Origin of the sequence: Streptomyces bluensis (assembly GCF_014650715.1) — a bacterium.
Classification (GTDB): Bacteria; Actinomycetota; Actinomycetes; order Streptomycetales; family Streptomycetaceae; genus Streptomyces; species Streptomyces bluensis.
Map to the genome: position 1 here is coordinate 124011 of NZ_BMVM01000006.1, position 21075 is coordinate 145085.

Here is a 21075-nt window from a genome sequence, read left to right on the forward strand (position 1 = left end):
TTGCGCCGCGCACCGTTCGGCGCCGGGGATGGAATGCGACTGCGAGGGGGGCGACGGGCGATGCACGGCCTATGGACGAACGATCCGACGCGGCGGGGCCGTCGACGGCGACCCTTGCAGGGCGCGACGGCCAGACAGGGTCACAGCGGTCACGGCCATCACCAAGGCGGTCACACCGGCCGCAGGGCCCACACACATCCGGCGGCCCGGGACCAGCGGGACGCGGGAGCGGCACGGACGGAGGAGACCCGGTGAGCGCCCGGTCGTCGTCCGCCACCACGCTCAACCCGACGCTGCCGGCACAGCCGTTGACGGGCCGGGAGCCGACCGGCGCGCCGGCCCTGCGCGGCGGCTCCGTGACGAGCGTGCGCTCACAGCTCGTGCTGGCCCTGGTGTGCGCGGGATACGCCGTCGGCGCCGCGCTCGGCTGGGGTTCGCCGTACGTGGCGCTCATCATGGGCGACTTCGGGCTGAGCGCCGCCGCGGTCGCCGCGGCCGTGTCCTGCTTCCGCTACGCGCGCAGCCGCCGCAGCCGCTTTCGCCCCGCCTGGCTGCTGTTCGCGCTGTCCTCCATGATGGCGGCGCTCGGCAACCTGGTCTGGGGATGGTACGAGGTCGTACTGCGCCGTCCCATGCCCGACCCGAGCTATGCCGATCTGTTCTTCCTGTGCTTCGCGCCACCCGCCATCGTCGGCCTGCTCGTCCTGGCCAAGAGGCCCGTGACCAAGGCCGGCTGGGTCTGCCTGGCGCTGGACGCCTGGCTGATCGGCGGCTCGCTGGTCACGCTCTCCTGGAGCCTGGCACTCGCGCAAGCCGCGAAGGACGACGGCGACGTCGCGCACACGGCGCTCTCACTCGCCTACCCGCTCCTCGACATCGCCCTGGTCAGCATGGTGCTCGCCTTGCACTTCCGGCGCTCGGCGGTCAACCGCTCCGCGGTGAACACCGCGATCGGCGCACTCGCGCTCACTGTCATGTGCGACGCCCTGTTCACCTCACCCCTGCTGCACAACAGCTACCGCTCCGGACAGCTCCTTGACGCGGGCTGGTTCGCGGGCTCGCTGCTGCTCGCGTACGCCCCCTGGGTCAGCCACCGGCGCGGCCGGCCGGCCGCAGACAGCCACCCCGCGGCCGGGGACACCACGGCCCAGCACACCACGGACGGACACGCGCGCGTGGTGCACGAGCACGCCCCAGGGCAGTCACACGAGAGCAAACGGCAAGAAACCGTACGGGACGAAACCCCACGGCACCAAGCGCAACGACCCGAAGCAGACCGCCACGACGGACACCAGGGAGGAGATGTGCACATGCTCCTCCAGGGAGTAGGACTCAGCCGCTGCCCGGCCACCCGTCCGATCACCGGCTCGCTGGCCGCGCTGACTCCCTACCTGGCCGCCGCCGTCTGCACCCTGGGCATCCTCTACAACGTGCTCAACGGCCGCAGCGTCGACCGCGTGGTGCTCATCACCGCCTGCACCGTCGTGCTCGCGCTCGTCGTACGCCAGGGCATCATGCTCCTCGACAACATCACCCTCACCCAGGAACTGGCCCAGAAGGAGAACCATTTCCGCTCCCTGGTGCAGGGCTCCAGCGACGTCATCATGATCGCCGCCCCCAGCGGCATACTGAGGTATGTCAGCCCCGCCGCCGCCGGTGTGTACGGGCGCCCCGCCGAGGAGCTCGTCGGGACCGAACTCGCCTCGCTCATCCACCCGGAGGACCTGGGCTGCGTGGTGCACGAAGTGCGCCGCTTCCTCGCCGCCGATCCCCTCGAAGAAGCCACCACCCGCATCGAGTGCCGCTTCAGGTCCGGCTACGGCGCCTGGCTGAACGTGGAATCGACGGTCAACCGCCACCACGGCGGCCTCATCTTCAACAGCCGGGACGTGACCGAGAGGGTGCGCCTCCAGGCGCAACTCCAGCACAACGCCGAGCACGACCCGCTCACCGACCTGCCCAACCGCGCGCTGTTCACCAAGCGCGTGCAGCAGGCCCTGTCCGGCCGCCGCGCCACGGACCGGGGCGTCGCCCTGCGCAACACGGCGGTCCTCTTCATCGACCTCGACGGTTTCAAGGCCGTCAACGACACGATCGGCCACCAGGCCGGGGACGAACTGCTGATCCAGGCCGCCCGCAGACTCCACGACGCGGTCCGGCACGGGGACACCGCCTCCCGCCTGGGCGGCGACGAGTTCGCGGCCCTCATCGTGGGGGACAACACCCGCGACCGCGCCGCACGCGAGCGGCACATCTTCGAGCTCGCCGACCGGCTCCGGGTCACCCTCTCGCAGCCGTACATCATCGACGGCAACGAGGTGCGGGTGGCCGCCTCCATCGGCGTCGCCTTCGCGGAGCCGGGTCTCGGCGCGGGCGAGCTGCTGCGCAACGCCGACCTCGCCATGTACCGCGCCAAGGCCTCCGGCAAGGGCCGCGTCGAGCTGTACGCCCCTCAGATGCAGCAGGACGTCGTACGCAAGGCCGAGCTGGCCACACGGCTGCGCGCGGCCCTGCACGACGGCGAGTTCACGCTGCTGCACCAGCCCGTCGTGGCGCTCCAGAGCGGCCGGATCACATCAGTCACGGCGCAGGCCCGCTGGCGCTCGTCCCAGGGGGTGCTCTTCACCCCCGCCGAGTTCCTGCGGGTCTCCGAGGACAGCGACAGGACCGCCGAGCTGGACCGCTGGTTGCTGGAGGAGGCCGTCGAGCAGGCCGCCGAGCGCACCGCGGCCGGAGTCGGCGTGCCGGTGACCGTCCGGATGCGGGCCCGGCGCCTGCTGGACCGCTCACTGCCCGCCGGTTCCATCGAGTCGCTCCTGACCCGCCACGGACTCCCTTCCGGCGCCCTGGTGATCGAGCTGGCGGACATCGACTCCCGCCTCTGTCTGGACGATCTGGAGCGACGGCTGAGCCACCTCAGGCGGCTCGGCGTCCGGATCGCCCTGGACGGGTTCGGCGGCGGCCACGCGGCGATCACGCTGCTGAGGCGCCTCCCCGTCGACATCCTCACACTCGACCGCGGCCTGGTCGAGGGGATCGTCGAGTCACCGCGGCTGCACAAGATCACCAGCGGGCTGCTGCGTATCGCGGCGGATCTGGGCATGCAGTCGCTCGCGGACGGGGTGGACCTCCCCGAGCAGGTGATCGCCCTGCGTGCGATGGGGTGCAGCCACGGACAGGGCGCGGCCTTCTCCACGCCGCTGGACGAGTTCCGGCTGCGCCGGGTGCTGTCCGCGGGACACTGTCCGGTTCCCCACGGACCGGCGGAGCCCGTGTTCGCGGGCAGCGTGAGAGAGCCGAAGGGGCGCGTCGGTGTCGAGGGCGCGACCGTACAAAGGCCCGAAGGGCTGAGCACGGTCGTGGCCTCCACACCGACGGTGGCGCCCCGGGGGTGAACGAGCCGGAGAACGGGGCCGCCCCAGGGCGTACACCAGTGGAGTGCCCGCGGTTCACGGAGGCGGTACGCCCTTCAGCTCACATCATGAGACTCCCGTCCCACCCGCTTGACACGTGGTGTGCGCCGGGTAGAGGGTCTGTGCCATGCGCACCCGAATTCTCGTACTTGGACAGCGCGTCGGCTGAAGCTGGGGCCCACCGGACGACCACCGGAACCCCAGCGACCGTATCCGGCGCGCTCCCCTCGCTTGCCTCACGGCACGAGGGGTTTTTTGTTGCACAGGCACCTGTCGCACACCGAACAAACCTCGCAAAAACCCTCGCATAACCCTCGCAAAAACCTCAGCATCGAGAAGAGAATGCCGATGACCGAGCAGGCCACCGGGGCCCACCATCCGCAGCCGCGGCCCCGATCCGGAGGACAGCAGTCCGCGACCGTCGAGCACGTGACGGGAGCGCAGTCCCTCATCCGCTCGCTTGAGGAGGTCGGGGCCGAGACGGTATTCGGCATTCCCGGGGGAGCCATCCTTCCGGCGTACGACCCGCTGATGGACTCGACTCGGGTGCGCCATGTGCTGGTCCGTCACGAGCAGGGCGCCGGCCACGCGGCCACCGGTTACGCGCAGGCCACCGGCAAGGTCGGGGTGTGCATGGCGACGTCCGGTCCGGGCGCCACCAACCTGGTGACCCCGATCGCGGACGCGCACATGGACTCCGTGCCGCTGGTCGCGATCACCGGGCAGGTCGCCTCCAAGGCGATCGGCACGGACGCCTTCCAGGAGGCGGACATCGTCGGCATCACCATGCCGGTCACCAAGCACAACTTCCTGGTCACCGCGGCCGAGGACATCCCGCGGGTGATCGCGCAGGCGTTCCACATCGCCTCCACCGGCCGCCCGGGGCCCGTCCTCGTCGACATCGCCAAGGACGCCCTCCAGGCGCAGACCACCTTCTCCTGGCCACCCGTCATGGACCTGCCCGGCTACCGGCCCGTCACCAAGCCGCACGCCAAGCAGATCCGCGAGGCCGCCAAGCTGATCACCGCCGCCAAGCGCCCGGTCCTGTACGTCGGCGGCGGTGTCATCAAGTCCCGCGCCACCGCCGAGCTGAAGGTCCTCGCGGAGCTCACCGGAGCGCCCGTCACCACCACCCTGATGGCGCTCGGCGCGTTCCCCGACAGCCACCCGCTGCACGTGGGAATGCCGGGCATGCACGGTTCGGTCACCGCCGTCACCGCGCTGCAGAAGGCCGACCTGATCGTCGCTCTCGGCGCCCGCTTCGACGACCGCGTCACCGGCAAGCTGGACAGCTTCGCCCCGTACGCCAAGATCGTCCACGCCGACATCGACCCGGCCGAGATCGGCAAGAACCGCGCCGCCGACGTGCCGATCGTCGGTGACGCCCGCGAGGTCATCGCCGACCTGGTCCAGGCCGTCCAGAGGGAGCACAGCGAGGGCCACCAGGGGGACTACACCGCCTGGTGGACCGACCTGAACCGCTGGCGCGAGACCTACCCGCTCGGCTACGACCAGCCCGGCGACGGCTCGCTCTCCCCGCAGCAGGTCATCGAGCGCATCGGCCAACTCGCCCCGGAGGGCACGATCTTCGCGGCGGGCGTCGGCCAGCACCAGATGTGGGCCGCCCACTTCATCCAGTACGACAAGCCCGCGACCTGGCTGAACTCCGGCGGCGCCGGGACGATGGGGTACGCGGTCCCCGCCGCGATGGGCGCCAAGGCCGGAGCGCCGGACCGGGCCGTCTGGGCCATCGACGGCGACGGCTGCTTCCAGATGACCAACCAGGAGCTCACCACCTGCGCCCTGAACAACATCCCGATCAAGGTCGCCATCATCAACAACGGCGCCCTCGGGATGGTCCGCCAGTGGCAGACCCTGTTCTACAACCAGCGCTACTCCAACACCGTCCTGCACAGCGGCCCCGAGGCAGACGGAAAGCAGCCGAGCGCCGGCACCCGCGTCCCCGACTTCGTGAAGCTGTCGGAGGCCATGGGCTGCCACGCGATCCGCTGTGAGTCGCCGGACGAGCTCGACAAGGTCATCGAGGAGGCGAACTCGATCAACGACCGCCCGGTCGTCATCGACTTCATCGTCCACGAGGACGCGATGGTCTGGCCGATGGTCGCCGCCGGCACCTCCAACGACGAGATCATGGCCGCCCGGGACGTCCGCCCCGACTTCGGCGACAACGAAGACGACTGAGCCAGAGAGACGCAACCAGCCATGTCCAAGCACACGCTCTCCGTCCTGGTGGAGAACACCCCGGGCATCCTCGCCCGGATCGCCGCCCTGTTCTCCCGCCGCGGCTTCAACATCGACTCCCTCGCGGTCGGGGTCACCGAGCACCCGGAGATCTCCCGCATCACCATCGTCGTGAACGTGATCGAGGAACTGCCCCTCGAACAGGTCACCAAGCAGCTCAACAAGCTCGTCAACGTGCTGAAGATCGTCGAGCTGGAGCCGGCGCAGGCCGTTCAGCGTGAACTCGTTCTGGTGAAGGTGCGCGCCGACAACGAGACGCGCTCCCAGATCGTCGAGATCGTCCAGCTGTTCCGCGCCAAGACCGTCGACGTCTCCCCGGAGGCCGTCACCATCGAGGCCACCGGCAGCAGCGACAAGCTGTCGGCCATGCTCAAGATGCTGGAGCCGTACGGCATCAAGGAGCTCGTCCAGTCCGGCACGATCGCGATCGGCCGCGGCGCCCGTTCGATCACGGACCGGTCGCTGCGGGCACTGGACCGGTCGGCGTAACACTCGAAGAGAGCCGTACACGACCGGAAACGGGCGGTCGGCAGGCGTCGGCCGCCCGTATTCCGAGACCCCGAAACCCCCACCGACCCCACCGTCATACGGTGGGACGCAACACCTGCACTCCCAAGGAGAGAACCCAAAGTGGCCGAGCTGTTCTACGACGCTGACGCCGACCTGTCCATCATCCAGGGCCGCAAGGTCGCGGTCATCGGCTACGGCAGCCAGGGCCACGCCCACGCCCTGTCGCTGCGCGACTCGGGTGTCGACGTCCGCGTCGGTCTCCACGAGGGCTCCACGTCCAAGGCGAAGGCCGAGGAGCAGGGCCTGCGTGTGGTGACCCCGTCCGAGGCCGCCGCCGAGGCCGACGTCATCATGATCCTCGTCCCGGACCCCATCCAGGCCCAGGTCTACGAGGAGCACATCGCCCCGAACCTGAACGACGGCGACGCCCTGTTCTTCGGCCACGGCCTGAACATCCGCTACGGCTTCATCAAGCCCCCGGCCGGCGTCGACGTCTGCATGGTCGCCCCCAAGGGCCCGGGCCACCTGGTCCGCCGCCAGTACGAGGAGGGCCGCGGCGTTCCGTGCATCGCCGCCGTCGAGCAGGACGCCACCGGCAACGCCTTCGCGCTCGCCCTGTCGTACGCCAAGGGCATCGGCGGCACCCGCGCCGGCGTCATCAAGACGACCTTCACCGAGGAGACCGAGACCGACCTGTTCGGCGAGCAGGCCGTCCTCTGCGGTGGTACGGCCGCGCTGGTGAAGGCCGGTTTCGAGACGCTGACCGAGGCCGGCTACCAGCCGGAGATCGCGTACTTCGAGTGCCTGCACGAGCTGAAGCTGATCGTCGACCTCATGTACGAGGGCGGCCTGGAGAAGATGCGCTGGTCGATCTCCGAGACCGCCGAGTGGGGCGACTACGTCACCGGCCCGCGCATCATCACCGACGCCACCAAGGCCGAGATGAAGAAGGTCCTCGCCGAGATCCAGGACGGCTCGTTCGCCCAGGCCTGGATGGACGAGTACCACGGCGGTCTGAAGAAGTACAACGAGTACAAGACCCAGGACTCGGAGCACCTGCTGGAGACCACCGGCAAGGAGCTGCGCAAGCTGATGAGCTGGGTGAACGACGAGGACGCGTAGCACTCCGCGGGTTCGGCCGTGACCCCGGGCCCGCCCGGTGTTCGCGGTCGGACCCGCCCGTCGGGCGAACCTTCCGGAGAAGCACGTGACGCGCCCGTCACGCCACTACACTGCCGTACTACATACGCGTCAGGCCCACAGCGTCGTGCGTCTTCCACGCGGCCAAGCGACACCGAAGAAGTCCAGGCACGTCCCCACGCCGCCCGGCACAAGCCTCCCCCACCGCGGCGGGCGCGGGAACGCACCCGCCTCTCCGGTGCCACACCCCTCCACCGCCAGCGGCCGTCGGGACGGCCGTCCGCATTGGACATGTAGAGGACTCACGTGAGCTCGAAACCAGTCGTACTCATCGCTGAAGAGCTGTCGCCCGCCACCGTCGACGCGCTCGGCCCGGACTTCGAGATCCGGCACTGCAACGGAGCGGACCGCTCCGAGCTGATCCCGGCCATCGCCGAGGTCGACGCCATCCTGATCCGTTCCGCGACGAAGGTGGACGCCGAGGCCATCGCCGCCGCGAAGAAGCTGAAGGTCGTCGCACGAGCCGGCGTCGGCCTGGACAACGTGGACGTCTCCGCCGCCACCAAGGCCGGCGTCATGGTCGTCAACGCCCCCACCTCGAACATCGTGACCGCCGCCGAACTCGCCTGCGGTCTCCTCCTCGCCAGTGCGCGCCACATCCCGCAGGCCAACACGGCGCTGAAGAACGGTGAGTGGAAGCGCAGCAAGTACACGGGTGTCGAGCTGGCGGAGAAGACCCTCGGTGTCGTGGGCCTCGGCCGCATCGGCGCGCTCGTGGCCCAGCGCATGTCCGCGTTCGGCATGAAGGTCGTCGCGTACGACCCGTACGTCCAGCCTGCCCGGGCCGCGCAGATGGGCGTCAAGGTGCTGTCCCTGGACGAGCTGCTGGAGGTCTCCGACTTCATCACCGTCCACCTGCCGAAGACCCCCGAGACCGTGGGGCTCATCGGTGCCGAGGCGCTGCACAAGGTCAAGCCGTCGGTGCGAATCGTCAACGCGGCGCGCGGGGGGATCGTCGACGAGGAGGCGCTGTACTCGGCGCTCAAGGAGGGCCGGGTCGCGGGCGCGGGCCTCGACGTGTACGCGAAGGAGCCGTGCACGGACTCCCCGCTCTTCGAGCTCGACGAGGTCGTGTGCACGCCGCACCTCGGTGCGTCCACGGACGAGGCCCAGGAGAAGGCGGGTATCGCGGTGGCGCGCTCCGTCCGGCTCGCCCTCGCGGGTGAGCTGGTGCCGGACGCCGTGAACGTCCAGGGCGGTGTCATCGCCGAGGACGTCAAGCCGGGTCTGCCGCTGGCCGAGCGTCTGGGCCGTATCTTCACCGCGCTCGCCGGCGAGGTGGCCGTCCGCCTCGATGTCGAGGTGTACGGCGAGATCACGCAGCACGATGTGAAGGTGCTGGAGCTGTCGGCGCTCAAGGGTGTGTTCGAGGACGTGGTCGACGAGACGGTCTCGTACGTCAACGCCCCGCTGTTCGCACAGGAGCGGGGGGTGGAGGTGCGGCTGACGACGAGCTCGGAGTCGCCGGACCACCGCAACGTCGTCACCGTGCGCGGCACCCTGGGCAGCGGCGAGGAGGTCTCGGTGTCCGGCACGCTCGCGGGCCCGAAGCACCACCAGAAGATCGTCGCGGTGGGTGAGTACGACGTGGACCTCGCCCTCGCCGACCACATGGTCGTCCTCAAGTACGCGGACCGTCCCGGTGTCGTCGGTACCGTCGGGCGCGTCTTCGGTGAGGCCGGCATCAACATCGCGGGTATGCAGGTCGCCCGCTCCGCCGCGGGTGGCGAGGCCCTCGCCGTTCTGACGGTGGACGACACGGTGCCTCAGCCGGTGCTCACGGAGGTGGCCGAGGAGATCGGCGCGACATCGGCGCGGTCGGTGAACCTGGTCTGAGGTTCGTTCCTGGACGACGTTCGGGGCTCGTCACCAGCAGGTGACGGGCCCCGAACGCGTACCCCCGGCGTTGGTCAGACGGCTGCCTTCTCCCGCTCGGCCGCCTCCGCCGCGGGTACCCGCGCCCCGCGCAGCACCACCGCGCCCGCGACCGCCGCGCCCAGCAGGACCAGTGCCCCCGCGATCGCCGCGCCGTGCATCCCGCTGGTGAACGCCTCCCGGGCGGCCGCTGCCAGGGCGTCTCCCGCGCGCCCCGGCAGCTGCTCGGCCACGGCGAGGGCGCCGCCGAGGGTTTCGCGGGCGGGGCCGGGGGCCGAGGCGGGCATCTCGTGGTGGTAGATCGCCGTACCGATGGCGCCGAGCGTCGCCATGCTCAGGGCGCCGCCGAACTCGGCGGAGGTCTCCACGAGGGACGATGCGCTGCCCGCGTTCTCGACGGGCGCCGCGCTGATGGCCAGGTCGGCCAGCTGCGCCGTGGTGGCGATGACCCCGGAGGCCAGCACACCGGACGCGACGAGCACCAGCCACAGCGCGTCCGTGCCGACGAGGACCAGCAGACCGTAACCGCACGCCGCGGTCGCGAAGCCGCCGGCGACGACGTACGCGCGAGGCACACCCCGCTGCACCAGATGGGCCGAGAGGGGCCCCGCGAGACCGATGAACACGGAGGGCAGCAGCGCCCACAGCGCGGCCTGAAGCGGCTCCTTGCCGAGGACCGACTGGATGTACTGGCTGGTGAAATAGGCCGAGCCCATCATCCCGAAGATCGCGACCAGGTTCAGGACCACCGCCGGGGTGAAGCCCCGGCCCTGGAACAGCCGCGGCGGGATCATCGGAGACGCCGTGGTGCGCTGGCGGTGGACGAACAGCGCCGCGAAGAGCAGGCCCACCGTCACCGACACCACATACCGCACGTTCCAGCCCTCGGCGGCCAGCTCCTTCAGGCCGTAGACCACCGGCAGGACCGCCGCCAGCGACAGCGGCACGCTCAGCAGGTCGAAGCGGCCGGGGTTCGGGTTCTTCGACTCGGGGAGCAGGGTCGGGCCGAGGATCAGCAGCAACGCCATCGCGGGCAGATTGACCAGGAAGACCGAGCCCCACCAGAAGAACTCGACCAGCACACCGCTCATCACCGACCCCAGGGCGACGCCCGCCGTCATCACACCGGACCAGAGTCCGATCGCCTTCGCCCGCTGGCCGGGGTCGGTGAACATCGTGCGCACCAGCGCCATCGTCGACGGCATCAGGGTCGCCCCGCCGACGCCGAGAGCCGCGCGGGCCGCGATCAGGGTCTCGGCGCTGTGCGCGTACGCGGCCACCAGGGAGGCGGCGCCGAACGCGACCGCGCCGACCAGCAGCAGCCGACGGCGGCCGATGCGGTCACCGAGCGAGCCCATCGTCATCAGCAGACCGGCCAGCACGAACGCGTAGCTGTCGAAGATCCACAACAGCTGGGTGCCGCTCGGCTCCAGGTCGGCGCTGATCGCGGGGATCGTGAAGTAGAGCACGGAGACATCCATCGAGACCAGCAGCAGCGGAAGCATCAGCACGGTGAGCGCGGTCCACTCGCGGCGGCCGGCGCGGGTGGGACGGTCCGGGACCGCGCTTGTCGGGTTCGTTGTCATGCCGAGGAATGTACAAGCGTGTTAAACGACTGTCTAGGACGAGCGTTTAGGTCGACTGTCTAAGCCAAGCGTTTAAGTCAAACGTTTAAGTCAAGCGTCTAGGACGCTTGTTCATGCTCGGCGATAGGGTGGTCCGTATGGGACACCGTGAGGATCTGCTCGAAGGCGCCAAGCGCTGCCTGCTGGAGAAGGGCTTCCTGCGCACGACCGCGCGCGACATCGTCAAGGTGTCGGGGACGAACCTGGCGTCGATCGGCTACCACTACGGCTCGAAGGACGCGCTGCTCGCGCAGGCGTACGTGGCCATGGTCGAGGAGGTCTCGGACGCCTTCGAGGGCGGCGGGGCGATCGAGAGCGGTTCCGTCCCCGGCTCGGTCGAGCGGTTCCGGGAGGTGTGGTCGAACATCGTCGACACCATGCGGGAGCCCGGCTCGCTGTGGCGCCTCAGCATGGAGATCGTGGCCATGGGGGACCAGCTGCCCGAGGTGCGCGAGCATCTGGCGCGGGCGCAGCGGGTGGGGGCGCGCGGCATCGTCACGCTGTTCATGGGCGGGCGCGAGGAGGACGTGACGGACAGGACCACGGACACTCTCGGCAGCTTCTACATGACCATGCTGATGGGCATCGTCGCACAGTGGACCTTCGACCCCGAGCACGCGCCCGACGCCGACGCGATCACCGAGGGGCTGCTCCAGGTGATCGAGGCCGCCCAGCAGGCGTGACCTCGGTGGCGCGCCCGTCCCGCAACTCGATCGACCGGTCCGCGAAGTGCCGTACGACGGCCCGGTCGTGGCAGATGAACAGGTACGCGAGTGCCATCTCGTCCTGGAGGTCCGCGAGCAGGTTGAGGACCCCGGCGCGGACGGACGGGTCGAGTGCCGAGACCGGTTCGTCGAGGACGAGGAGGCGGGGCTCGGACGCCAACGCGCGGGCGATCCCGGCGCGTTGGCACTGGCCGCCGGAGAGTTCGTACGGGAAGCGGTCGCCGTACGCCGGGTCCAGGCCGACCCGGTCGAGGAGTTCGGCGACCCGGGCCGGGCCGGCCGCGTTCCAGCGGCCCTGGACGCGCAGGGGTTCCGCCACCGCGTCGCGGATGCGGAGGCGGGGGCTGAGGGAGCCGTAGGGGTCCTGGAAGACCGGCTGCATCCGGGGGCGGACCGGGCGGAGTTCCCGTTCGGTCAGGCGCGTCAACTCCCGGCCCTCGAAGCGCACTTCGCCCGCGTCCGGGCGGCGCAGTTGCAGGACCGCCGTGACCGTGGACGACTTGCCGCAGCCCGACGGGCCGTTCAGCGCGAGCGTCTCGCCCGCGTCCAGGGTGAAGGAGACGTGATCCACGGCGGTGACCCTGCCGTAGCGAACCACCAGGTCACGCACGTCGAGGAGGGGCTGGTTCGGGCTCATGCTCGCGGCTCCGGGAACAACTCGGCCGCTGGGTACGGGACGTCGTCCCAGCGATGACAGGAGACCTCGTGGTCGTCGTCCACCCGCCACGGCCGCGGCTCCTCACGGTGGCAGCGGTCCTCCGCGAGGGGGCAGCGCGGTGCGAAGGCGCAGCCGGGCGGCAGGGCGGCGGGGACGGGCGGGACGCCGGGGATGGTGGGGAGGCGCCTCCTGCGGCCACCCGCGCGGGCGGGCTCACCTGATGCCGCCGGTTCATCTGGTGCCGCCGGTTCACTTGGTGCCCCCGGTTCACCCGGCACCGACGCCAGCAGTCCCGCCGTGTACGGCGCCCTCGGGCGGTCCAGTACCCGCGCCGCCGGGCCCTGTTCGACCTGGCGGCCCGCGTACATCACGAGCACGCGGTCGGCGTGCTCCCTGACCACCGCCAGATCGTGGGTGATCAGCACCAGTGCGGCGCCGACAGCCTCACGCTGCTCGCCGAGGACCCGCAGCACCTGCTCCTGGAGTTCCGCGTCCAGCGCGGTCGTCGGCTCGTCGGCGACCACCACGTCCGGTTCGTTGACGGTCGCCATGGCGATGACGGCGCGCTGGCGCATGCCGCCGGAGTACTCGTGCGGGTACGCGCGCGCCCTGCGTACGGCGTCGGGGATGCCCACCCGGTCGAGTGCGGCGACCGCGCGGGCGCGGGCCTCCTTACGAGAGACGCGGGCCACCGACCGTACGGCGGCGGCGAGTTGGTCGCCCACGGGATGCACGGGGGAGAGCGCGGAGAGGGCGTCCTGGGGGACGAGCGCGATACGGCGCCCGCGCTGGGTGGTGAGATCCGTGTCCCCGCGCAGGCGCACCGACCCGCTCGCCGTCGCGCCCCGCGGCAGCATCCCGAGCAGTGCTCGCGCCGTGAGGGACTTGCCCGCGCCCGACTCGCCGACCAGGGCGAGCACTTCGCGCGGACGGACGTCGAAGGACAGGCCACGCACGGCCTCCACCCCCTCGACGGCGATCCGCAGCTCACGTACCGAAAGCAACACGTCAGACGCCAACGGAGGCCTCCTTCTTGACTGCGCGGGCCCCGGCGGCGCGCCGCCCGGCGCGTCCCTCGGCGTACGCCGCCGTAGAGACCGCGAGTCCCGCCAGCAGGGCGAGGGCCACCGCCGGGGCCAGGGCCGCCCACGGGGCGCGCTCCACGTAGGCGCGGGACTCGTCCAGCAGCAACCCCCACTCGGGGGTGGGCGGCTGGGCGCCGAGGCCCAGGAAGCCCAGGGAGGCGAGGGCGAGGGCGATACCGGGCAGGCGGAGGATCGCATGGCGGGTGACGGGACCGGCCACGGAGGGCAGGACGTGCCGGGTCAGGATCCACCAGGGGCTTGCCCCGACGGCCCGCGCGGCGATCAGGAACGTCGACGCGCGGACCTCCTGGACCAGGGCCGCCGCGTGCGCCGCCAGTGCGGGCCAGGAGAGGAGGGCCACGGCGAGGGCCGCGCCGCCCGTGCCGGGGCCGACGACCGCCGCGACCAGGATGCCCGCGATCACGGGCGGCAGCGCGTTGGCGATGTCCGAGGCGCCGGACGCCACGGACGGCAGGAAGCCGAGGGCGAGGGCGAGAACCAGACCGGCCACGCAGACCGCGGCCGCCGTGCCGATCGTGGAGGCCGCGCCGTGCCCCAGCCGGGCCAGCACGTCCCGGCCGAGCCCGTCCGTGCCGAGCGGGTACGCCCAGGACGGCGTCCGCAGCCGGGCGGTCGTGTCCACGGCGTACGGGTCGCGCAGCAACCCCCAGCCGACCGCCGTCAGCAGCACCGCCGCCAGCGCCACCGGAACGGCCGGGTGGGGGCGGACCGGGCGGGCCGGGGGCAGGGTCAGTGCCGCGTCCCGCAGCGCGGGGCCCAGCAGCCGGCGCCGTACGAGTGCCGCGAGCACGCCCGTGACCAGCCCGAGCGCGAGCAGCGCCAGGACCGAGCCCTGGAGCAGCGGCAGGTCCTGCGACTTGGCCGCGCCCAGTGCCGTACGCCCGATGCCGGGCACCGCGAACACCGTCTCCACGGCGACCGCGCCACCCGTCAGTCCGACGGCCGCCATACCGAACTGCGGGAGCAGGGGCGGCAGTACGCGCCGCAGGGCCGCCGCCGAGACACGCGCTCCGCTCACCCCGGCGCCCCGCCACAGTTCCACCCAGCGCTCGTTCAGCACGGCGGGCAGCGCGTCCGCGACCAGGCGGCCGAGCAGACCGCCCGCCGGCACGCCGAGCGCGACGGCGGGGAGCACCATGTACTGCGGGCCCTGCCAGCCGGACGTCGGCAGCAGGCCCAGCCACACCCCGCACACCAGCAGCGCCACGGTGGCCAGCAGGAACTCGGGCACGGCGGCGAGCATCGCGGCGAACGCCCCGGCCGATCCCCGTCCCCTTACGAGGACCGGCGCCACCAGCGCGCCCGCCAGCAGCACCGCGACCCCGAAGGCGGCGGCCATGAGGCCGAGCGACACCTGGAGGCCGGAGATCACGGAGGGGAGCACGTCCGTGCCCGACACCCATGACGTGCCGAGGTCCCCGCGCAGCAGTCCCAGGGCCCAGTTCCCCAGCAGGGACAGGGGGCCCGCGTCCAGGCCGAGTTCGGCGCGGACCGCGGCCAGGGCCTCCGGCGTGGCCTCCTGCTCGGCCGACCGCCCCCGCAGCACGGTCAGCGCGGGATCCCTGCCGGAGAGCCGGGGCAGCAGTCCGACGGCCGTCACGACGGCGGCGAGGCAGACGAGGCGGGTCAGCCCGGCCGGGCCGGCCCATCTCCTTACGGTGGCCTTCACTTGACGTAGGTGGCGGCCGTGACCAGCTCGCGCTCGCGCGGGTCGTGGGCCGCGCCCGTGACCCCGGCGGCGTCACCCTGGATCACGCGTTCGTGCAGCATCGGCACCGCCGCGTCGGTGGCGAGCACGGCGGCCTCGGCCTCGATGACCGCATTCCGGCGCGCCGCGCCGGCCTTGGCTCCGGAGGCCTTGTCCAGGGCGGCGTCGACCGACTTCTCGGCGAGCTGGGAGATGTTGAACGAACCGTCGGAGCCGAAGTCGCTGTAGAGGTAGGCGGCCGGGTCGCCGGAGTCGAGGACGGTCGCCCGGGAGAGGACGAACGCGTCGAACTCGCCCGCCAGGGCGTCGGACTCGATGGTGGCGTACTCGCGGATCTCCAGCTTCACCCTGAACCCGGCCTTCTGGAGCTGCTGTTGCAGCGCGGCCGCAACCTCGGGCAGCTCGGCCCGGTCCGTGAACGTGCCGATGGTGACGGACCTGCCGGACGGGTCACCGGGCTCGGCCCGCCGCACGGGCGACCGCAGGTCGGCGGCCCATGGCAGCGCCGGCCCGAGCAGGCCCTCGGCGACGTCCGCCCGTCCCTCGTACACGCCCTCGACGATCGACTTCGCGTCGACGGCTTCACGGGCCGCCGCCCGGAGACCGGCGTCCTTGAAGACGCCCTTCTCGGTGTTCAGATACAGGGTGTTCGTGCGGGGCATCGGGACCTCGGTGATCAGGTCCTGGTCGAGCACCGCGGCCTGCGAGACGGGAACGGCCTCCACGATGTCGGCCTCGCCGCTGCGCAGGGCGGCGGCACGCGCGGTGCCGTCGGGCACGAACTTCACATCGATTCCCGGTGACTTGGCCCGGCCGCCCCAGTAGCCGTCGTAGCGGTCGAGGGTGGCCGAGGACGTGCCGTTCACCTTGGTCAGCTCGAAGGGGCCGGTGCCCGCGCCGACCGGGTTCACCGTCTTCCCCGCGTACGCCCTCGCCGCCAGGACCGCCAGCTGCGGCGAGCTCAGGCGTTGCGGGACGAGCGGGTCCTCGACGGCCGTGGTGACGACGACCCTGCCGTCCTCGGCCTTCGCGGTGAGCTCGACGCCGTCGAGGATGCGGGGCTTGGGGGAGGCGGTGGCCGCCCTGGTCAGGGAGCGGACGACGGCCTCGGGGGTGAGCTCGCTGCCGTCGTGGAACGTCACCCCGTCACGTATCTCGAACGTCCAGCTCCGCCCGCTCTGCTCCCACTTGGTGGCCAGGGCGGGCCGGGCGTCGCCGTCGGCGTCCAGCTTCACCAGCGTCTCGGCCGTCGACCAGCGCGACAGCTTGAAGGCGTCGTCGGAGAGCGGGGACAGGCCCGAGCGCGGGGGCTGCATCATGGCGAGGCGTACGCGCTTGCCGTCGCCCTTCGCGGACGGCCCGGCGGACGGCTCCGCGTCGGCGAAGCATCCGGTGAGCAGGGCGGAGGCCGCGGTGAGGGCCGCGACGGGAAGCCGACGGGCGGGCAGGCGCACGGGACCCTCCGGGCACAGGGGTGGTCGGGAGTGAGTGCGCTGACCGTAGCATGATGACAATCATTTTCAATAATGCGGGTCGGCTGTGCGGCTGCGGAGCTCAGAGGTGGTGTGTCTCAGAGGCGGTGCGCCTTGAGAGCCATGTGCAGCAGCAGACGGTCCTCGCCGTCGTCCAGGTCCAGGCCCGTGAGCTGCTCCACGCGGGAGAGACGGTAGTACAGCGTCTGCCGGTGGATGCCCAACTCGGCCGCCGTCCGGCCCGCTTGGCCCGCGCAGTCCAGGAACACCTCCGCCGTGCGGACGAGTTCGTGGTGGGTGGCGGTCAACAGCCCGCGTACGGACGGGTCCTGGACCACCTCCGGAGGCAGCGTGGTGAGCAGGCGGTACGGGCCGATCGCGCTCCATTCCGCGACCGGTCCCAGCCGGGGCTCCGCCAGCGCGGCGCGGGCCGCCCCCGACGCCTCCTGCCACGCGGTGCCCAGCTCGGCCAGCCCGGAGCGGGCGCCCGCGACGCCGGCCGCCGCGTTCGCCCCGGCGCGCTCCAGCAGCCGGGATGCCGCGGTCCGCGCCGGCTGCGGCAGGTCCGCCGAGCGCAGCCGCACCAGCAGCGCCAGGCTCTGCGCGGCGGCGCCCCACGGCACCGTGCACAGGGCGGTCGCCCCCGGCACCGCGCGCACGGACGGCGCGTCGGACGGGTCGGCGGACGGCCAGGGGGCCACACAGATCACGGTGTGCAGGCCGCCCGCGCGCGGGCCCAGAGCCGTGCGGAGCTCTCCCACCGCCATGTCCTGCTGCCAGCCGGGCTCCGCCGTGAGGGCCGCGCGCAGCTCACGCGTCAGGTCCGCACCCGCCTGGGCCTCGTCCGCCAGGAGGGCGCCGATCCGGGAGGCCACCTCCATGGCGGCGGAGAGCTGGGCGTCGGTGGGCCCCGGCTCGCCGTCGAGCAGCCAGACGTACCCGAGGACGACACCCCGGTGCCGGACGGGAAGGCAGATGCGCCCCCGGTACACCCCCGCCTCCGGAGTGGGCGGGATCCGTACGGGACCCGTCGCACGGGTGATGCCGAAGCCCTCGAACCACTCCCGCACGGCCGCCGTCGAGCGGCGCGTGAGGATCGAGCGGGTGCGTACGGGGTCCAGCGCCGACTCGTCCAGGTCGCCCTCGCTGTCGTACGCCCCGAAGGCGATCAGCTCGAAGTCGCGGTTCTCCAGCGTCGCGGGCAGGCCCAGCAGGCCGGAGATCTCGTCCACCAGCTCCTGATAGTCGCCCCGGCCGCCCGTCCCTCCGGTCTTGAAAACGTCCGTCACCCGGGCATTCTCCCGCATTCCGCGAACCCTTCATACATCTGTCTGAGATCCAGGGCACGGATGCGTGACAGCTGTCGATGGCCGACGATCGGAGGGATCCTTAGGTTTCACGGTGGTTCTCCGTGCCGTACCCGACTGGTCGGGTCACGGCCTTCCGCTGGTCTTTTGTGGAGGTGCCCCGTGCTGGGTCCCGTGATTCTCGCCGCGTCGCGCAGCGACCGGATGCGTCGGCTGGTCTCGGCGGCCCCGGTGACGAAGTCGGTGGTCGACCGTTTCATCCCGGGTGAGACGGTGGACGAGGTCGTGCCCGTCATCGAGGACCTCACCGGCAAGGGCCTGGACGTGACCATGGACGTGGTCGGCGAGGACATCACCACCCGCGAGCAGGCCGAGGCCGCCCGGGACGCGTACCTGGAGCTGGTCGACCGGCTGGGCGACCTGGGGCTGGGGGCGCGGACCGAGATGTCGGTCAAGCTGTCGATGTTCGGCCAGGCGCTGCCGGGCGGCCACGAGCTCGCCCTCGCCAACGTCCGCCCCGTCGTCGAGGCCGCCGCCGCCATCGGGACCACGGTCACGCTGGACGCGGAGGACCACACCACCCTCGACTCGATGTTCGCGATCCACGACGAGCTGAGGAAGGACTTCCCGCAGACCGGGTGCGTGATCCAGGCCTACCTGTACCGCACCGAGGAGGACGCCCGCCGCCTCGCCGCCGCCGGCAGCCGCGTACGCCTCGTGAAGGGCGCGTACAAGGAGCCCGCCGCGGTCGCGTACCAGCGCAAGCACGAGATCGACAAGGCGTACGTACGCGTCCTGAAGATCCTGATGGAGGGCGCGGGGTACCCGATGATCGGGTCCCACGACCCGCGCCTCATCTCCATCGCACAGGAGCTGGCCCACCGCGCCGCGCGCAAGCCGGACGAGTACGAGTTCCAGATGCTGTACGGGATCAGGAGCGACGAGCACCTCCGGCTCGCCGCCGAGGGCCACCGGATGCGCGTCTACACCGCGTACGGCACCGACTGGTACGGGTACTTCATGCGGCGGCTCGCGGAGAAGCCCGCCAACCTGCGGTTCTTTGCGCGAAGCATGATCACAAAGGGCTGACCCACACCGCTCAAGTCAAGGAGTACGGAACCCATGGACGCTGTGACCCAGGTCCCCACCCCCGTCAACGAGCCGGTGCACGGCTACGCCCCCGGCTCGCCCGAGCGCGCCCGGCTGGAGGCCAGGCTCAAGGAGCTGGCCGAGAACCCCATCGACCTGCCCTGCACCATCGGCGGCGAGAAGCGGCTCGGCGGCGGCGAGCCCTTCGACGTCGTCCAGCCGCACAACCACAAGGCCGTGCTCGGCACCTACCGGAACGCGACCCGGCAGGACGCGCAGGACGCGATCGACGCGGCCCTCGCCGCCGCGCCCGCCTGGCGCGCCATGTCCTTCGACGACCGTGCCGCGATCATCCTGCGCGCCGCCGAACTGCTGTCCGGCCCGTGGCGCGAGACGCTGGCCGCCTCCACCATGCTCGGTCAGTCGAAGACCGCCCAGCAGGCGGAGATCGACTGCCCCTGCGAGCTGGTCGACTTCTGGCGCTTCAATGTGAAGTACGCCCGCGATCTGCTCGCCGAGCAGCCGGTCGCCAACTCCCCGGGCGTGTGGAACCGACTCGACCACCGCCCGCTGGAGGGCTTCGTCTACGCGATCACGCCCTTCAACTTCAGCGCGATCGCCGGCAACCTGCCCACCGCGCCCGCTCTGATGGGCAACGTGGTGGTGTGGAAGCCGTCGCCGACCCAGACCCACGCCGCCGTGCTGCTCATGCGGCTGCTGGAGGAGGCCGGTCTGCCCAAGGGCGTCATCAACCTCCTCACCGGCGACGGCATCGAGGTCTCCGAGGTCGCCCTGGAACACCGCGACCTCGCGGGCATCCACTTCACCGGCTCGACGAAGACCTTCCAGTACCTGTGGAAGACCGTCGGCAACAACATCGAGAAGTACCGCTCCTACCCGCGCATCGTCGGCGAGACCGGCGGCAAGGACTTCGTGGTCGCCCATCCGAGCGCCGACCGCGCGGTGCTGAAGACCGCACTGACCCGGGGCGCCTTCGAGTACCAGGGCCAGAAGTGCAGCGCGACCTCCCGGGCGTACATCCCGGCGTCGATCTGGAACTCCGGCTTCAAGGAGGAGTTCGCCGCCGAGGTCGACGGCATCACCATGGGCGACGTCACAGACCTGTCGAACTTCATCGGCGCCGTCATCGACGAGCGTGCCTTCGCCAAGAACAAGGCCGCGATCGACCGCGCGAAGGCGGACCCGGCCTGCACGGTCGTCGCGGGCGGCTCGTACGACGACTCGGTGGGCTACTTCGTCCGCCCGACCGTCGTCGAGTGCGCCGACCCGGAGAACGAGGTCTTCACGACCGAGTACTTCGGTCCGTTCCTCGCCGTGCACGTCTACGAGGACGACCGGTACGAGGAGATGCTGACCCAGATGGAGTCGGTGGCCGACTACGCGCTCACCGGCTCGGTCATCGCGGGCGACCGCGGGGCCGCCGCGTACACGGCCGAGAAGCTCCGCTACGCGGCCGGCAACTTCTACATCAACGACAAGTCGACGGGTGCCGTCGTCGGCCAGCAGCCCTTCGGCGGCGGCCGCGCCTCGGGCACCAACGACAAGGCGGGCGCCCCGCAGAACCTGATGCGCTGGACGCTCACCCGCGCCATCAAGGAGACCCTGGTTCCGCCGACCGACTACACGTACCCGCACATGGGCTGAGGGAGCCGACGGGGACCCGGACCCGGCGCCGCGTTCGGTGCGGGTCCCCGCCGGGGAGTCGCAGGGCACCCCGTACTCCCGCACCGGTACGCCGACTTCGAGGCACGGGGCCGGACGGACAGGTCCCAGACGCCGTTGTGCGAGGGCCCGTCCGGACCGGTGACCCCCGCGCGGTCGAGGACGGTCACGCCGCAGCGACGCAGGGCGACAGCCATCAGCACCTGGTCGAATGCGCGGTTGAGGAAGGTGGCGTAGACGGCGACGACCGGGTGCAGACCGCCCGTCGCCAGACCGGCCGTCGACACCACGGCGTGCTGCTCGGCCATCCCACGTCCCACACCCGCTCCGGGAAGCCCTCGGCGAACCTGGTCAGGCCGGTGGGGTGCAGCATCGCGGCGGTGATGGCCACCACGTCCGCTCGTTCCTCACCCAGTCGCCTCGGCCCGTCCCCGAACACCGA

14 protein-coding genes and 1 pseudogene are annotated in these 21075 nt (G+C 71.4%); 8 read left to right on the plus strand and 7 right to left on the minus strand.

Features of this window, described 5'->3' with window-relative positions; translation table 11 throughout:
* Positions 1-251: 251 nt before the first annotated feature.
* From IE262_RS17475 to serA, 5 genes are all read left to right on the plus strand, one after another.
* The gene (locus tag IE262_RS17475) at positions 252-3395 is read left to right on the plus strand and encodes a putative bifunctional diguanylate cyclase/phosphodiesterase (RefSeq protein ID WP_189874720.1); all 3144 of its coding nucleotides are present in this window, start codon (positions 252-254) and stop codon (positions 3393-3395) included.
* 366 nt (positions 3396-3761) lie between these two features.
* Positions 3762-5615 (plus strand): acetolactate synthase large subunit, encoded by a 1854-nt coding sequence (locus IE262_RS17480; RefSeq protein WP_189874721.1) that lies wholly within the window; start codon positions 3762-3764, stop codon positions 5613-5615.
* 21 nt (positions 5616-5636) lie between these two features.
* Positions 5637-6164: an acetolactate synthase small subunit gene (gene ilvN / locus IE262_RS17485; protein WP_134036270.1), complete on the plus strand. Its 528-nt coding sequence runs from the start codon at positions 5637-5639 to the stop codon at positions 6162-6164.
* Positions 6165-6305: 141 nt separating this feature from the next.
* Positions 6306-7307: a ketol-acid reductoisomerase gene (gene ilvC / locus IE262_RS17490; protein WP_134036273.1), complete on the plus strand. Its 1002-nt coding sequence runs from the start codon at positions 6306-6308 to the stop codon at positions 7305-7307.
* A gap of 324 nt (positions 7308-7631) precedes the next feature.
* On the plus strand, positions 7632-9221 hold the full coding sequence (serA, locus tag IE262_RS17495) for a phosphoglycerate dehydrogenase (RefSeq protein WP_134036276.1): 1590 nt from the start codon (positions 7632-7634) through the stop codon (positions 9219-9221).
* A 74-nt stretch (positions 9222-9295) separates the two neighbouring features.
* Here the strand turns inward: serA and IE262_RS17500 are convergent, their stop codons facing one another.
* Complete coding sequence (locus tag IE262_RS17500; protein WP_189874723.1) at positions 9296-10846, minus strand: MFS transporter; 1551 nt, start codon at positions 10844-10846, stop codon at positions 9296-9298.
* Between the two features lie 137 nt (positions 10847-10983).
* On the opposite strand from IE262_RS17500, the gene IE262_RS17505 reads away from it, so the two are divergent.
* A complete protein-coding gene (locus IE262_RS17505; RefSeq protein WP_189874725.1) occupies positions 10984-11568 on the plus strand; it encodes a TetR/AcrR family transcriptional regulator in 585 nt (194 codons plus the stop codon).
* Here the strand turns inward: IE262_RS17505 and IE262_RS17510 are convergent.
* From IE262_RS17510 to IE262_RS17530, 5 genes are all read right to left on the minus strand, one after another.
* On the minus strand, positions 11522-12247 hold the full coding sequence (locus IE262_RS17510; protein WP_189874727.1) for an ATP-binding cassette domain-containing protein: 726 nt from the start codon (positions 12245-12247) through the stop codon (positions 11522-11524). The genes IE262_RS17505 and IE262_RS17510 overlap by 47 nt on opposite strands.
* Positions 12244-13287 (minus strand): ABC transporter ATP-binding protein, encoded by a 1044-nt coding sequence (locus tag IE262_RS17515; RefSeq protein WP_189874729.1) that lies wholly within the window; start codon positions 13285-13287, stop codon positions 12244-12246. Before IE262_RS17515 ends, IE262_RS17510 begins: the two co-directional genes overlap by 4 nt.
* Positions 13277-15043, minus strand: a complete 1767-nt coding sequence (locus IE262_RS17520) for an ABC transporter permease subunit (protein WP_189874731.1) — start codon at positions 15041-15043, stop codon at positions 13277-13279. The genes IE262_RS17515 and IE262_RS17520 overlap by 11 nt, the downstream gene beginning before the upstream one ends.
* Positions 15040-16536 (minus strand): ABC transporter substrate-binding protein, encoded by a 1497-nt coding sequence (locus IE262_RS17525; RefSeq protein ID WP_189874733.1) that lies wholly within the window; start codon positions 16534-16536, stop codon positions 15040-15042. The genes IE262_RS17520 and IE262_RS17525 overlap by 4 nt, the downstream gene beginning before the upstream one ends.
* A 116-nt stretch (positions 16537-16652) precedes the next feature.
* Entirely contained in the window at positions 16653-17861 is a 1209-nt protein-coding gene (locus tag IE262_RS17530) for a PucR family transcriptional regulator (RefSeq protein WP_134036298.1), read from the minus strand.
* 162 nt (positions 17862-18023) lie between these two features.
* Here IE262_RS17530 and IE262_RS17535 point away from each other — a divergent pair, with 162 nt between their 5' ends.
* On the plus strand, positions 18024-18950 hold the full coding sequence (locus IE262_RS17535; protein ID WP_189874735.1) for a proline dehydrogenase family protein: 927 nt from the start codon (positions 18024-18026) through the stop codon (positions 18948-18950).
* 33 nt (positions 18951-18983) lie between these two features.
* The gene (gene pruA / locus IE262_RS17540) at positions 18984-20615 is read left to right on the plus strand and encodes an L-glutamate gamma-semialdehyde dehydrogenase (protein ID WP_189874737.1); all 1632 of its coding nucleotides are present in this window, start codon (positions 18984-18986) and stop codon (positions 20613-20615) included.
* Between the two features lie 113 nt (positions 20616-20728).
* Here pruA and IE262_RS17545 read toward each other — a convergent pair.
* Positions 20729-21075, minus strand: a pseudogene (locus IE262_RS17545) (1-deoxy-D-xylulose-5-phosphate synthase); the annotation flags it as partial.

Bases quoted from the DNA above. Each gene is read 5' to 3' on its own strand.
- IE262_RS17480 (WP_189874721.1), top strand. From the start codon at position 3,762: ATGACCGAGCAGGCCACCGGGGCCCACCATCCGCAGCCGCGGCCCCGA.
- ilvN (WP_134036270.1), top strand. From the start codon at position 5,637: ATGTCCAAGCACACGCTCTCCGTCCTGGTGGAGAACACCCCGGGCATC.
- IE262_RS17500 (WP_189874723.1), bottom strand. From the start codon at position 10,846: ATGACAACGAACCCGACAAGCGCGGTCCCGGACCGTCCCACCCGCGCC.
- IE262_RS17505 (WP_189874725.1), top strand. From the start codon at position 10,984: ATGGGACACCGTGAGGATCTGCTCGAAGGCGCCAAGCGCTGCCTGCTG.
- IE262_RS17510 (WP_189874727.1), bottom strand. From the start codon at position 12,247: ATGAGCCCGAACCAGCCCCTCCTCGACGTGCGTGACCTGGTGGTTCGC.
- IE262_RS17530 (WP_134036298.1), bottom strand. From the start codon at position 17,861: ATGCGGGAGAATGCCCGGGTGACGGACGTTTTCAAGACCGGAGGGACG.
- pruA (WP_189874737.1), top strand. From the start codon at position 18,984: ATGGACGCTGTGACCCAGGTCCCCACCCCCGTCAACGAGCCGGTGCAC.